At 65.7% G+C, this 12482-nt stretch carries 10 protein-coding genes and 3 riboswitches; of the genes, 5 read left to right on the top strand and 5 right to left on the bottom strand.

Annotation, left to right across the window (positions count from 1 at the left end):
• The 5 genes from ACTHQS_RS20885 to gcvP all read right to left on the bottom strand — a co-directional run.
• The coding region (locus ACTHQS_RS20885) for a serine dehydratase beta chain (protein WP_387442595.1) at nucleotides 1-75 on the bottom strand (75 nt) is incomplete at its 3' end.
• A gap of 308 nt (nucleotides 76-383) precedes the next feature.
• Nucleotides 384-1685, bottom strand: coding sequence for a serine hydroxymethyltransferase (gene glyA / locus ACTHQS_RS20880; protein ID WP_440172699.1), 1302 nt, complete (start codon nucleotides 1683-1685; stop codon nucleotides 384-386).
• Between the two features lie 26 nt (nucleotides 1686-1711).
• Nucleotides 1712-2095 (bottom strand): glycine cleavage system protein GcvH, encoded by a 384-nt coding sequence (gene gcvH, locus ACTHQS_RS20875; protein ID WP_440172695.1) that lies wholly within the window; start codon nucleotides 2093-2095, stop codon nucleotides 1712-1714.
• 40 nt (nucleotides 2096-2135) lie between these two features.
• Nucleotides 2136-3248 (bottom strand): glycine cleavage system aminomethyltransferase GcvT, encoded by a 1113-nt coding sequence (gcvT, locus tag ACTHQS_RS20870; RefSeq protein WP_440172693.1) that lies wholly within the window; start codon nucleotides 3246-3248, stop codon nucleotides 2136-2138.
• Between the two features lie 9 nt (nucleotides 3249-3257).
• On the bottom strand, nucleotides 3258-6122 hold the full coding sequence (gene gcvP, locus ACTHQS_RS20865; RefSeq protein ID WP_440172691.1) for an aminomethyl-transferring glycine dehydrogenase: 2865 nt from the start codon (nucleotides 6120-6122) through the stop codon (nucleotides 3258-3260).
• 153 nt (nucleotides 6123-6275) lie between these two features.
• Nucleotides 6276-6375, bottom strand: a riboswitch (glycine riboswitch).
• 312 nt (nucleotides 6376-6687) lie between these two features.
• A riboswitch (glycine riboswitch) is annotated at nucleotides 6688-6785 on the top strand.
• 155 nt (nucleotides 6786-6940) lie between these two features.
• Between gcvP and cycA the strand changes: the two genes are divergently transcribed.
• From cycA to ACTHQS_RS20840, 5 genes are all read left to right on the top strand, one after another.
• Nucleotides 6941-8452: a D-serine/D-alanine/glycine transporter gene (gene cycA, locus ACTHQS_RS20860; RefSeq protein ID WP_440172690.1), complete on the top strand. Its 1512-nt coding sequence runs from the start codon at nucleotides 6941-6943 to the stop codon at nucleotides 8450-8452.
• Nucleotides 8453-8526: 74 nt separating this feature from the next.
• Nucleotides 8527-9390: a formyltetrahydrofolate deformylase gene (gene purU, locus ACTHQS_RS20855; RefSeq protein ID WP_440172697.1), complete on the top strand. Its 864-nt coding sequence runs from the start codon at nucleotides 8527-8529 to the stop codon at nucleotides 9388-9390.
• Between the two features lie 91 nt (nucleotides 9391-9481).
• Nucleotides 9482-9581, top strand: a riboswitch (glycine riboswitch).
• Nucleotides 9582-9734: 153 nt separating this feature from the next.
• Nucleotides 9735-10571, top strand: coding sequence for a methylenetetrahydrofolate reductase (locus ACTHQS_RS20850; RefSeq protein ID WP_440172688.1), 837 nt, complete (start codon nucleotides 9735-9737; stop codon nucleotides 10569-10571).
• Nucleotides 10572-10718: 147 nt separating this feature from the next.
• A complete protein-coding gene (locus ACTHQS_RS20845) occupies nucleotides 10719-11522 on the top strand; it encodes a hypothetical protein (RefSeq protein ID WP_440172686.1) in 804 nt (267 codons plus the stop codon).
• Nucleotides 11506-12255 (top strand): LamB/YcsF family protein, encoded by a 750-nt coding sequence (locus ACTHQS_RS20840; RefSeq protein WP_440172684.1) that lies wholly within the window; start codon nucleotides 11506-11508, stop codon nucleotides 12253-12255. Before ACTHQS_RS20845 ends, ACTHQS_RS20840 begins: the two co-directional genes overlap by 17 nt.
• Nucleotides 12256-12482 lie beyond the last annotated feature (227 nt).

Raw genomic sequence — 12482 nt, 5'->3', positions numbered from 1 at the left:
CCGCATCGGCCCCACAGTATGCGAAGACGAAGGGCCAATACCGATCGAAAACAGATCAAAAACGCCAACAGCCATGCTGGTTCCTAACTTGAACAGGTGGTTGGGGTGGAGCGGGCAGGACATCCTCTGCGTGCTCGGTCGCGAAGACGCCCGCTAAGCGGATGCTGCCGGATGCCCCGCCCACTCCGCGGGCACGTCACCAAGGCGACTTCCCCGGGAGGGGCCGGAGGAGCCGGACTTTTCGAAAGCCTGCGTCAAAGCGACGAACTGGGCCCACGCCGTCCGGGTTCCCTGCCGAGCTTGCGAGGCAAGGGGGACGGTGGGGCGCAGCAGGCGTGAAAATGTCCGGTCCGCCGGTCCCGAAGGTGACCAGAGCCATGCACTTAGGCGAGGTTTGTGATGGAGGGGTAGAGCGGGTGGGACTTTGCCAAGGCGTCAACGCGGTGACGGAGCCCGGACAGGTCCGCGCCGGCGTCGGCGATCAATGCCTCGGCGATGATGTCTGCAACCTCGCGGAAGGCTTCCTCGCCGAAGCCACGGGTGGCCAGGGCGGGGGTGCCGATGCGCAGGCCCGACGTCACCATCGGGGGACGCGGATCGAACGGGACCGCGTTGCGGTTGACCGTGGTGTCGATCGCGGCCAAGCGGTCTTCTGCCTGCTGGCCGTCGAGTTCGCAGTTGCGCAGGTCCACCAGGACCAGGTGCACGTCGGTGCCGCCGGACACCACGCTGATGCCCTTGGCGGTGACGTCGGGCTGGACCAGTCGCTCGGCCAGGATGCGGGCACCGGCCAGGACGCGTTCCTGCCGCTCGCGGAACTCCTCGGACGCAGCGATCTTGAATGCCACGGCCTTACCGGCAATGACGTGCTCCAGTGGCCCGCCCTGCTGGCCCGGGAACACGGCCGAGTTGATCTTCTTGGCGATGTCGGGGTCGTTGGAGAGGATGATGCCGCCGCGCGGACCGGCGAGGGTCTTGTGCGTGGTGGAGGTGACCACGTGGGCGTGCGGGACGGGGGAGGGGTGCAGGCCAGCTGCCACCAGTCCGGCGAAGTGCGCCATGTCCACCATGAGGTAGGCGCCCACGGAATCGGCGATGCGGCGGAACTCAGCGAAGTCCAGCTGGCGCGCGTAGGCTGACCAGCCGGCCACGATGAGCTGCGGCTTGTGCTCCTGGGCCAGCCGCTCCACCTCGGCCATGTCGATGGTGTGGGTGTCTTCGCGGACCTGGTACGGGACCACGTTGTAGAGCTTGCCGGAGAAGTTGATCCGCATGCCGTGGGTCAGGTGGCCGCCGTGGGCCAGGTTCAGGCCCATGATGGTGTCGCCGGGCTTGATCAGCGCGTGCATCACCGAGGCGTTGGCCTGGGCGCCGGAGTGAGGCTGGACGTTGGCGAACTCAGCGCCGAACAAGGCCTTGACCCGGTCGATGGCCAGCTGCTCGATGACGTCCACGTGCTCGCAGCCGCCGTAGTAGCGCTTGCCCGGGTAGCCTTCGGCGTACTTGTTGGTCAGCACCGAGCCCTGCGCCTGCATGACGGCGGCCGCGGTGTGGTTCTCCGAAGCGATCATTTCCAGGCCGTCGCGCTGGCGGCCCAGTTCGTCGTCGATCTTTGCCGCAATCTCGGGGTCCAGGGCGGACAGGTTTGCGTTCAGGCTGGGGGAGACGACCTGTTCAAAGGCCATGGTGCCCGCGGCGGCCGCGGCGCCGCTCACAGTTCGCCGCCGTTTGCTTCGGCGTATTCCTGCGCGGACAGCAGCGGGCCCTCTTCGGTGACGGTGACCTTGAAGAGCCAGCCGGCGCCGTAGGGATCGTTGTTGATCACGGCAGGGTCGCCGACCACGTCGTCGTTGATTTCCGTGACTTCGCCCGTGACGGGGGAGTACAGGTCGGAGACGGACTTGGTGGATTCGATTTCGCCACAGGTTTCGCCTGCGGTCACGGTGGAGCCAACCTCGGGCAGGTCCACGTACACAATGTCGCCCAGCGCTTCGGCGGCAACAGCGGACACGCCCACTACGGACGGGCCGGAGCCGTCAGCGGCGATCCATTCATGCTCGGCGGAGTACTTCAGTTCAGCGGCAACTTTAGCCATGGTGTGTTTCCTTAAGTTTGGGGTTCAAGAGTGGGGAGCGCTATTTCTGGCGCTTGTAAAAGGGCAGTGCGACGACTTCAAACGGCTCAGCCTTGCCGCGCAGGTCCACGTCCAGGGCGGTGCCCAACTCGGCGTGCTCGACGTCGACATAGGCCAGTGCCACAGGGTAGCCAAGGGTGGGGCTGGGCTGGCCCGACGTCACCTCGCCCACCACGGTTCCGTCTTTGAGGACCGGGTAGCCGCCACGGCCAGCCCGGCGGCCGTGGCCCTTCAGGCCCACCAGTTTGCGCTTCGGGCCGGCTTCCTTGGCTGCCTGCAGTGCTGACCGGCCCACGAAGTCGCCTTCCTTGGACTTAAGCGCCACGACGGGACCCAGGCCGGCATCGAAGGGTGAACGCTCCAGCGAGAGTTCGTTGCCGTACAGCGGCATGCCCGCTTCAAGGCGGAGCGAATCGCGGGATGCGAGGCCGCACGGGACAATGCCGAACTCTTCCCCGGCCTGGGCCACGGACTCCCACAAAGCAGCGGCGCCTTCATTCGGGAGGAAGAGTTCGAAGCCGTCTTCGCCGGTGTAGCCGGTGCGGGCCAGGATGACATCGTGGCCGGCCACGGTCACTTCGTTGAACGCGTAGTACTTCAGGCCAGTGACCAAGGCGTGCTGGGACTCATCCGTGAGCTTGAGCAGGATGGCCTCGGCCTTGGGTCCCTGGACTGCGACGAGCGAGGTTGCCGCCGAAGCGTCCTCCACTGTCACGTCGAAGTTGGCTGCACGTTCGGCGAGGGCGGCGGCCACGGTGGGAGCATTGCCGGCGTTGGGAACCACCAGGTACTTCTCATCGCCGAAACGGTAGGTGATGAGGTCGTCGATGATGCCCCCGTCCTCATTGCAGATCAGCGAGTACTTGGCTTTGCCGTCCGCGATGGCGGACAACTTGCCCACCAGGGCGTAGTCCAGGAACGCACCGGCCTGGGGGCCGGTGACCCAGACTTCACCCATGTGGGAGAGGTCGAACAGGCCTGCGGCGTTGCGGACGGCGTGGTGCTCGGCCAGTTCGGAGCTGTATTTGAGCGGCATCTGCCAGCCACCGAAGTCGGTGAAGGAGGCGCCAAGCTTCTTGTGCTCTTCGTAGAGAGCCGTGTAGTTCTCAGTCATGGGGAATCCTTAGTTTTCGAACTCGGACAGCGGCGGGCAGGAGCAGATCAGGTTCCGGTCTCCACCGGCGCCGTCGATCCGGCCCACCGGCGGGAAGTACTTGTCCTGCTTGAGGTGGTGGACGGGGAAGGCGGCCTGCTCGCGGCTGTAGGCGCGGTCCCAGTCGGAGTTCACGACGGCGGACGCGGTGTGGGGTGCGTTGCGCAGCGGGGAGTCCTCGACAGTGAAGTCGCCGTTGACCACCTGGTCGATTTCCTTGCGGATGGTGATCATGGCTTCGATGAAGCGGTCGATCTCGGCCAGGTCCTCGGACTCGGTGGGCTCCACCATCAGCGTCCCTGCGACGGGGAATGCCAAGGTGGGGGCGTGGAAGCCGAAGTCGATGAGGCGCTTGGCCACATCTTCAGCAGTGACGCCCGTCTTAGCAGTGAGGTCGCGCAGGTCCAGGATGCATTCGTGCGCCACGAGGCCGCCTTCGCCGGTGTACAGCACCGGGAAGTACTCGTTCAGGCGCACGGCAACATAGTTCGCTGCGAGCAGGGCTGCCTTGGTGGCCTCGGTCAGGCCCTCGCCGCCCATGAGCTTCACGTACGCCCAGGAGATCGGCAGGACACCGGCAGAACCGAAGTTCGAGGCGCTGATGGCCACGCCGCGGCCTTCCTCATGCGCTGCCTTGTTGGCGTCGCCGGGCATGAACGGCGCCAGGTGGGCCTTGGCCGCAACAGGTCCGACGCCGGGTCCGCCGCCTCCGTGCGGGATGCAGAAGGTCTTGTGCAGGTTCAGGTGGGAGACGTCGCCGCCGAACTTGCCGGGCTGGGCCAGGCCCACGAGGGCGTTCAGGTTGGCACCGTCAACGTAGACCTGGCCGCCGGCTGCGTGGACAGCCTCGCAGATCTCGGTCACGTCCGCGTCATAGACACCGTGGGTGGACGGGTAGGTGATCATGATCGCCGAGAGGGCGTCCCTGTTCGCCTCGATCTTCGCGTACAGGTCCTCGTGGTCGATCGTCCCGTCCCCGGCCGTGGCAACCACGACGACCTTCATGCCGGCCAGGACGGCGGAGGCGGCGTTGGTGCCGTGGGCCGAGGCGGGGATCAGGCAGACGTTGCGCTGGGTATCGCCGTTGGCGCGGTGGTAGCCGCGGATGGCCAGCAGGCCGGCGAGCTCGCCCTGGGATCCGGCGTTCGGCTGCAGCGACACCTGGTCGTAGCCGGTGATCTCCGCCAGGTCGGCTTCCAGGCCGCTGATCAGTTCACGCCAGCCCTTGGTCTGGGACTCGGGGGCGAAGGGGTGGATGGAGGCGAACTCCGGCCAGGAGATGGCCTCCATCTCGGCAGTGGCGTTCAGCTTCATGGTGCAGGAACCGAGCGGGATCATGGTGCGGTCCAGCGCCAGGTCCCGGTCCGACAGCCTGCGGATGTAGCGCAGGAGTTGGGTTTCGGACCGGTGGGTGTTGAACACCGGGTGCTGCATGAACGCAGAGGTGCGGAGCACCTCTGCGGGCAGGTCGAAGCCCTCGGCGTCCACGACGGGGCCGGCACCAAAGGCGACGGCGATTGCGGACAGGATTTCCGGCGTCGTGGTTTCATCCACGGAGACACCGATGGTGTCCGCGTCAATGTGGCGCAGGTTGATGCCGCGTGCTTCAGCAGCCGTGATGACCTTGGCGGCCTTGCCGGGAACGGAGACCGTGACAGTGTCGAAGAACGTCTCGGTGGCCAGTTCCCGGCCCGCGACCTTGAGCGTGGTGGCGAGGACGCGGGCGTTGTTGTGGACCCGCTCGGCGATGGCCTTCAGCCCGTCCGGGCCGTGGTAGACGGCGTAGAAGGAGGACACGATGGCCAGCAGGGCCTGAGCCGTGCAGATGTTGGACGTGGCCTTTTCGCGGCGGATGTGCTGCTCGCGGGTCTGCAGGGCCAGGCGGTAAGCCGGGAGGCCGGCGTCGTCCTTGGACACGCCCACCAGGCGGCCGGGCATGGAACGCTCCAGCCCCTTGGCCACGGCCATGTAGGCGGCGTGCGGGCCGCCGAAGAACAGCGGGACACCGAAGCGCTGGGTGGAGCCGACGGCGATGTCGGCGCCCTGCTCGCCCGGAGGGGTGATCAGGGTCAGGGCAAGCAGGTCTGCGGCGACGGTGACCAGCGCGCCGCGCTCCTTCGCTTCGGCGATGACGCCTGCGTGGTTGAAGACGCGGCCGGAGACGCCGGGCTGCTGGAGCACGATCCCGTTGATCGCGCCTTCAGGGAGTCCCTTGGACAGGTCGGCGACCTCGACCTCGAAGCCGAGCGCCTCGGCGCGGCCCTTGACGATGGCGATGGTCTGCGGCAGTACGTCGGCGTCCAGGACGGTCTTGCCATCGCGGGCGTCTGCGTTCTGGCCTTTGGCCTTATTGGCCCTGCGCATCATGAGGACGGCTTCGGCGACAGCCGTGGCTTCGTCCAGCAGCGAGGCGTTGGCGATGGGCAGGCCCACCAGGTCCTGGACCATGGTCTGGAAGTTCAGCAGCGCCTCGAGCCGGCCCTGGGAAATTTCGGGCTGGTACGGGGTGTAGGCGGTGTACCAGGCCGGGGCTTCCAGCACGTTCCGGCGGATCACGGCGGGCGTGATGGTGTCGTAGTAGCCCTGCCCGATCATCTGGACGGCGGTCTTGTTCTTGGCGGCGAGCCTGCGCAGTTCCGCAAGCACCTCAACCTCGCTCAGCGCGTCCTTGAGCGCGAGCGGCTTGGACTGGCGGATCGAATTGGGAACAGCGATGTCCACGAGTCCGTCAACGCTGTCGTAGCCAACGGCCTTGAGCATGGTGTCGACGTCAGCCTGGCGGCGTGCACCGATATGCCGGTCTGCAAAGGCAGACGGAAGGGATTGAATCGTCATGAGGAACTCCAGGTTCGGCCGGCCACGGGTGGCTCGGCATGGATCGGGTCCCTCCCCGCTCTGTATTGGACCTGAGAGATTCCGCAAACCTTGCCAGGGCCTGCTTGCACCGTCGGTGAGCGCTGCCTGAGCAGCGCTGCTTTCCAGAGTCGCCTCGCCGTGACGGTACATGGGCCTGAGAGATTCCTGGGGAGGATTTGCTCCTACGGCGCCTGCCCGGTGATGGCCGGGAGAACTCTCCCGCCACAGCTCGAAAGGCATATTGAAATGTGGGTGATTCGGCTCACAGGCTACACGCAAGGTTGAGTGGGGAGCAAATCGGTCCATCATGAAGCGCGCCTGGGCAGCGTCCCTCGGAGGAATAAGGCCTGGCTTGACTTTTGTCCGTGACCGGCGCCACACTGAACCCCGTGATCTGGCCGGGCAGCGGAACTGGCCCAAAGACGCTGGGCGCTCCGTTCGCCGGCAGGGATCACCGGAGGCCCCGCTATCCATCCTGCGGATCACCGCGCCAAGGATGGATGCCCTCTGACAACTGAACACTGATTTACCAAGCAAACGCTTTTGACCTGCGGCGGGAGAGCCCTGCCGGTACGTTCAGCAGGCGCCGTAGGAGCAAACCCTCCCCAGGAAACTCTCAGGCCCACGTACCGCCGCGGTGAGGCAACTCTGGAAAGCAGCCAGGCCCTGTCCTGGCTCACCGACGGTGCAAGCACGCCCCTGGCCGGCATGTGGAAACTCTCAGGTCCCAGACAGAGCGGGGAGGAAATCCAATCTTTGCGACACCCCGGGTGCCGCTCGAACGATGGAGTTCCTCAATGACGACCCATTCCCCGACGTCCCCCGGCGGCGGAGCCCCGCACCTGGAGCGGCAGCTCAGCAACCGCCACATCCAACTGATCGCCATTGGCGGCGCAATCGGCACCGGCCTGTTCATGGGTTCCGGCAAGACCATCTCGGCCGCCGGCCCCTCAGTGATCTTCGTGTACATGATCATCGGCTTCATGCTGTTCTTCGTCATGCGTGCCATGGGTGAACTGCTGCTCAGCAACCTCAACTACAAGTCCTTCAGTGACTTTGCCGCTGACCTGCTGGGCCCGTGGGCCGGCTTCTTTACGGGCTGGACCTACTGGTTCTGCTGGGTGATCACCGGCATTGCGGACGTCATCGCCATCGCCGGGTACTCTCAGGAACTCTGGCCGGGGCTCCCGCTGTGGATCCCGGGCCTGGCAACGATTGCCATCCTCCTCCTGCTGAACCTCGCCACCGTCAAGGCATTCGGTGAGACCGAGTTCTGGTTCGCGCTGATCAAGATCATCGCCATCGCGGCCCTGATCATCGTGGGCCTCTTCATGATCTTCAGCGGTTTCCAGTCCGACGCCGGCCCTGCCACCTTCACCAACCTGTGGAGCCATGGCGGGTTCTTCCCGAACGAGTTCATGGGCTTCGTTGCCGGCTTCCAGATCGCAGTCTTCGCCTTCGTGGGCATCGAACTGGTGGGTACCACCGCTGCCGAGGCCAAGAACCCGGAGCGAAACCTGCCCAAGGCCATCAACTCCATCCCCATCCGCGTGCTCCTCTTCTACGTGGGTGCCCTCATCATCCTGATGGCCGTCACCCCCTGGACCGAGTTCAGGGCCGGCCACAGCCCCTTCATTGCCATGTTCTCCCTGGCGGGGCTGGGCGCCGCCGCCACTGTAGTCAACCTCGTGGTGCTGAGCTCCGCGATGTCCTCCGCGAACTCCGGCATTTATTCGACCTCCCGCATGGTCTTCGGCCTTGCACAGGAAGGCGACGCCCCGGACGTCTTTGGCAAACTGTCCCGGCGGAAGGTACCCCAGAACGCACTGTTCCTTTCCTGCGTGCTGTTGCTGTCCGGCGTCGTCCTCATGTATGCGGGCCAGGACGTGGGCAAGGCCTTCGACATGGTGACCACCGTCTCCGCCGTCTGCTTCGTCTTTGTCTGGTCGATCATCCTGGCCAGCTACATTGCCTTCCGCCGCCGGCGGCCGCACCTGCACGAGGCGTCGAAGTTCAAGATGCCCGGCGGCGTTGCCATGGTCTGGGTGGTCTTCGCCTTCTTCGCCTTCGTGATCTGGACCCTCACCACCCAGCCGGACACCCTGGTGGCCCTGCTGGTCACCCCGGTGTGGTTCATCCTGCTCGGCGCTGCATGGTTCGTCCTCCGCCGCCGGCCCGCACACCAGGCCCGTTTCGCCACGTTCCAGGCTGAACTGCAGGCAGACCAGGACTTCTCTGACGCCGCAGCCGGCAAGGCTGTACGGCCGGGTGCCGCCGCAGAAGCGGGGGAAGAGCGGGTCAAGCGGTGATCGGCACCAAGGCCCGCCCCACCGGGACCGGCACATCCGAGGCAGACACCTTCGAGGCCGGGCGGCTCCAGTCCGTGACCCCGGAAACCGGCAGGGAATTCGTGCTGACGTTCCACTGCCTGGATGCCCTCGGCATTGTCCAGGCGGTGTCGGCATACCTGCTGGAACAGGAATGCTACATCGTGGACATCAAGCAATTCGGCGACAGGGCAAGCGGCCGGTTCTTCATGCGCATCCACGTAACCTCGCAGGTTGAGCTGGACCTTGCCCGCCTCCGGGCCGGTTTCGGTCAGGTGGCCCAGGAGTGGCAGATGGACTGGCGCCTGGAACGCCACGGACGCAAGCAGCCCATCCTGGTGATGGTCTCCAAATACGAGCATTGCCTCAACGACCTCCTGTTCCGCGCCCGCAGCGGTGAGCTGCCCGTGGAGATCGCCGCCGTGGTGTCAAACCACCCGGACCTGGAACCGCTTGCTACGTGGCACGGTGTTCCGTTCCACCACATTCCGGTGACCCCTGAAACGAAAGCGGATGCGGAAGGGCGCCTCCTGGGCCTGGTGGACCACTACGCCGTGGAACTGGTGGTGCTTGCCCGCTACATGCAGGTGCTCAGCGATGAGGCCACCACCCGCCTGAGCGGCAAGGCCATCAATATCCACCACTCGTTCCTGCCCAGCTTCAAGGGTGCCAAGCCCTACCACCAGGCCTACGAGCGCGGCGTCAAAACGGTGGGCGCCACTGCCCACTACGTCAACTCCGAGCTGGACGAGGGGCCGATCATTTCACAGCAGGTCATCGAGGTGGACCATACTTACTCCGCCTCGGACCTGGTCACGGTTGGCCGCGACGCCGAATGCAAGGCGCTAACGAATGCGGTCCGCTGGCACGCTGAAGGGCGGATCGTCCTCTCCGGCAACCGGACGGTCATCCTCCGCTAATTGCCGGTCCATCCATGCGGCCGGTGCCCGCACTCCTTCTGCCGGAGGGCAGGCACCGGCCGCAGTACCACCACATCTAAAGACAGCCTTTCGAGCTGTGGCGGGAGAGTTCTCCCGGCCATCACCGGGCAGGCGCCGTAGGAGCAAATCCTCCCCAGGAATCTCTCAGGCCCATGTACCGTCACGGCGAGGCGACTCTGGAAAGCAGCGCTGCTCAGCCAGCGCTCACCGACGGTGCAAGCAGGCCCTGGCAGGGTTTGCGGAATCTCTCAGGTCCAATACAGAGCGGGGAGGGACCCGATCCATGCCGTGCCACCCGTGGCCGGCCGAACCTGGAGTTCCTCATGACGATTCAATCCCTCATGCCATCAGCCGCTGCACCGATTCCCGCGGAAGGACAGGCCGGCAATGCCGGGACGGTACTGCCTGTCCGGATGCAGATCAATCCCACGGAGGGTATTGCCGCCCGCGTCCAGGCCGCGGTACCCGCCGGGACACAGCTGACGGTGACGTGCCTGCCCCGCCAAGGCGTGGGGACCACCATCCGCACGGCCATCGAGCTTGCCTACCTTGGCTTCGAGGTTGTCCCGCACCTGGCCGCACGAAGCATCGAAAGCCGTGAGCAACTGGCCGGCGTGGTCCGGAACTGCCACGACGCCGGCATCGCCGAAGTGTTCGCCGTCGGCGGTGACGCCGGGGAGCCGGCCGGTCCCTATGACAGCAGCCTTCCGTTGCTGGAGGACGTCGCGGAGGTGTCCGGCGGACGGATCCGGGCCGGAGTGGCGGGTTACCCCGAGAGGCACCCCGGCCACGGCGAACTGCACATGCTTGATGCCCTGCTGGAAAAGCAGCATCTGGCATCGTCAATGGTGACGCAGCTGTGCTTTTCGGCTCCCCGCATCCAGTGGTACGCCGAAACCCTGCGCCGGGAAGGGGTGACCCTGCCTGTATGGGCCGGAGTGGCTGGTAGCGTTCCCCGGGCCCAGTTGATTTTGCTTGCCACGAAGATCGGCGTGGGCCCGTCCCTCAAACTGCTGAACCGCCGCGGCCCCCTCGGCCGCCGACTGCTCCGTGGCGGCCACTACTCCTCCCAGTCAATCCTCGCGCAACTGCAGGACGGCGGAGCGGTGAAGGGTATCCACCTGTACACCTTCAACAACCTGCACGGTCTCAACAGCTAAAAGGGCCGGCGGCGCCAGCTGGAAGGCCGGCGGCCGGGGCTGCCTGTGGCGCGGAGCGGAAAGTTCAGCATGCTTAGTGTTTGTCCACATAGGATGGGATAAGCACGGCAGCCTACCCGCTGCAGGTCGATTTGAATGAAGGTGACCATGGCCAGGCGCAGCAATCCCGCAGTACGAATCGCACAGGAAACCGCCCACAACGCAATGTTCGATGCCGACGGCAAACCCAAACCCGGCGTCCACAACATGCTCCTGAAGGCGGTGCAGATCCAGCGGCCCCTGGTGGTGGCCTACATCCGCCGGCTGCAGAAGAAGCATCCGCGGGCCACCGCCGCGCAGCTGGCAGACATCGCGGAGCGTGACTACCTGCGGGCCGTGACCGGCGGGGGTGCGCTGGTGGGTGCCACCGCCGTCGTCCCTGGTGTGGGAACCGTGGCGTCGCTTGGGCTTTCCGCAGCCGCAACCGTCGGCTTCCTGGAGGCGACGGCCCTCTACGCGACCTCGCTGGCAGAGCTCCACGGCATCCGCCTCACCAATCCCGAGAAGGCCGGGACCATGGTCATGGCCATCATGCTTGGCGAGGAAGGGACCGCCCTGATGGGCACTCTCAGCGGCCAGGCGGCCGGCGGCGCCAAGCCCGCCGACGTCTGGGGAAACATGCTGTCCAAGTCCTCGATGCCGGGGTTCGGCAACGTCCGGAAGAGGATCCAGCACGCCTTCCTGAAGAACCTGCTCAAACGCCAGGGCACGGCACTGTTCGGCAGGGCCCTTCCCTTCGGCATAGGCGCGGTTGTGGGTGGAGCCGGTAACCTCGTGATGGGCCGTGCCGTGGCGCAGAACGCCAGGGAGGCGTTCGGGCCCATGCCGGATACCATTCCCGGGGAGCTGACCGCTGCTGCCGGGCCGGACAACCTGACCCTGGAAGGCAACATACTTGGATCTCAACGCTGACGTAGGCCAATCATTCGGATCCTGGACCGCGGGAGGCGATCCGGCGATGTTCCAGCTGGCCACCAGCGTTAACGTGGCGTGCGGCCTCCATGCAGGCGATCCCGTCACCATGCTGGACAGCTGCCGGGCGGCCTACGAGCTGGATGTCACCGTAGGTGCACACGTTGGCTACCGCGATCTGGCCGGCTTCGGCCGGCGCTCACTGGACATGAGCTTTGATGAGCTTTTTGGTGACGTGCTGTACCAGCTGGGCGCGCTCGACGGCGTCGCGCACGCCGTGGGTGCTTCGGTGGACTTCGTGAAACCGCACGGTGCGCTGTATGACACCCTGGTCCATGATGCCGAGCAGGCCTCCGCCCTGTTGGCGGCGGTGAACGCCTACGATCCGGGCCTTCCCATCCTGGGCTTCCCCGGCTCGGAGCTGTTGAAGCAGGCCAAGGAGGCAGGCCACCCCGTGTTCACCGAGGCTTTTGCTGACCGCGCCTATTTCGCCGACGGCACGTTGGTGCCGCTTTCGCGGGAAGACGCCCTACTGCACGACGTCGACACGATCGTCGAGCGGGCAGTTCGCCTGGCAACAAAAGGCGAAGTGGTGGCCATCGACGGGTCCTTGGTCGCGGTCCGGCCTGACTCGCTGCGTATCCACGGCGAGACTCCTGGCGCCGTGGAGGCTGCAGCCCACATTCGGGCAGGTCTTGAGGCCTCAGGCGTGGAGCTGGAGGCCTTCGCGTAGAAGGCGGTGGCGTGCTCCGGACCCAGTGACTGCTGATCGTGGCCAACATGTAGTGTCCAGGGCTCGCATCATCCCGACGGTACTAGTGGCGTCGTGAGGAGTTCGGCCCAGAGTGGATCGTCGGCTGGCAGGTCGTCGAGGTCCACGTACCTGTCGTCGTCGGGTTCCCACAGGGGAAGGTCTTCGAGGCTGGCCTCCAGGCACTGGCATTCAGGGGGCGAGACCCA

Source organism: Arthrobacter sp. SAFR-044 (assembly GCF_051965175.1).
In the GTDB taxonomy this organism is placed as follows: domain Bacteria; phylum Actinomycetota; class Actinomycetes; order Actinomycetales; family Micrococcaceae; genus Arthrobacter.
This window is presented reverse-complemented; position numbering and strand designations above follow the sequence as displayed.

Coding starts and splice junctions, on each gene's coding strand:
- glyA (WP_440172699.1), bottom strand. CDS start 1,685: ATGGCCTTTGAACAGGTCGTCTCCCCCAGCCTGAACGCAAACCTGTCC.
- gcvH (WP_440172695.1), bottom strand. CDS start 2,095: ATGGCTAAAGTTGCCGCTGAACTGAAGTACTCCGCCGAGCATGAATGG.
- gcvT (WP_440172693.1), bottom strand. CDS start 3,248: ATGACTGAGAACTACACGGCTCTCTACGAAGAGCACAAGAAGCTTGGC.
- gcvP (WP_440172691.1), bottom strand. CDS start 6,122: ATGACGATTCAATCCCTTCCGTCTGCCTTTGCAGACCGGCATATCGGT.
- cycA (WP_440172690.1), top strand. CDS start 6,941: ATGACGACCCATTCCCCGACGTCCCCCGGCGGCGGAGCCCCGCACCTG.
- ACTHQS_RS20850 (WP_440172688.1), top strand. CDS start 9,735: ATGACGATTCAATCCCTCATGCCATCAGCCGCTGCACCGATTCCCGCG.
- ACTHQS_RS20845 (WP_440172686.1), top strand. CDS start 10,719: ATGGCCAGGCGCAGCAATCCCGCAGTACGAATCGCACAGGAAACCGCC.